This window comes from Sphingomonas sp. FUKUSWIS1, from assembly GCF_000733135.1.
Lineage (GTDB): Bacteria > Pseudomonadota > Alphaproteobacteria > Sphingomonadales > Sphingomonadaceae > Sphingomonas > Sphingomonas aerolata.
This window is the reverse complement of the sequence record NZ_JPJC01000274.1, coordinates 1-941: the sequence shown is the minus strand read 5'-3', so window position 1 is coordinate 941 and position 941 is coordinate 1. Positions and strand designations below refer to the sequence as shown.

Genomic DNA, 941 nt, shown 5'->3' with positions numbered 1-941 from the left:
GCTCGCCTTCGCCGTGCCTCCCGATTCCATCCGGGCCGATGCTCCGCCGCCGCTGCTCCGCGATGCGGCGGCGGCGGCACCTCCGACCTGGCAAGCCAGCATCGCCGCGCTCGTCGGGCTCGACCCGGACACGCGCTGTTTCGGCAGCCTCGCCTGGGCTCATCTGACTCACCTGAACTATTTGTCGCCAGGCTCGGATCTCGACCTGCTCTGGGAGGTGGCGGACGAGCACGCCGCGACGTCATTCGCCCTTACGCTCATGGTCGTCGACGCGACCGCACCGATGCGGATCGACGGCGAATTGCTGACGCCGCAGGGACGAGCGGTCCAGTGGCGCGAATGGGCGTCGGACGCTCCCGAGCTGCTCGTCAAGGCGCTGCACGCGAACGGCGTGACCCCACGCGCGGAAATGTTCGCATGACCGCGCTCGTCGTTTCAACGCCCGCGGTCGACGCCGACGCGATCGGCCACGCCGCCGCTCTGTGCCTCAGGCGTGAGATCGCGACCTATCCCAAGCCCGGCCTCGTCAGCCCGGTGGATCCGGGTGCGCATGACGACATGGATGCGGCGATGATGAACCGCAGCGCCGACGCACTCGCACCCTATCTCGCCGCGCTGGCCCAGGCGGGGGCTGCGGGGGCAGGGATGGACCGCCTGCGCGCGATCGGAATCGCGGCGGAGGCGGCGATGATGGTCGCGACGGGCGGCGTGAACACGCACCGCGGCGCGATCTTCGGCATGGGCCTGCTCTGCGCCGCTACGGGGTTCCGCGCGCGCTATGGCATCGCCGCGCCGCTCGGGACGATCGTCGCGCAGCACTGGGGCGCGGAGATCCTGCGCGGGCCCGTCACGCTGCACAGCCATGGCACCATGGTCGCGCGCCGCCATGCCGCGGGCGGCGCACGGGCCGAGGCCGCGGCCGGCTTTCCCGCGCTCTACGC

The 941-nt window shown here is 71.9% G+C and carries 2 protein-coding genes; both read left to right on the top strand.

All coding sequences use genetic code 11. From position 1 onward, the window contains the following. Positions 1-421, top strand: a 421-nt coding sequence (gene mdcG, locus sphsw_RS17420; RefSeq protein WP_042467726.1) for a malonate decarboxylase holo-[acyl-carrier-protein] synthase, incomplete at its 5' end; no start/stop codon positions are given. Beyond that, a partial coding sequence (locus tag sphsw_RS17415; protein ID WP_042467724.1) for a triphosphoribosyl-dephospho-CoA synthase occupies positions 418-941 on the top strand: 524 nt, incomplete at its 3' end. The genes mdcG and sphsw_RS17415, both read left to right, overlap by 4 nt.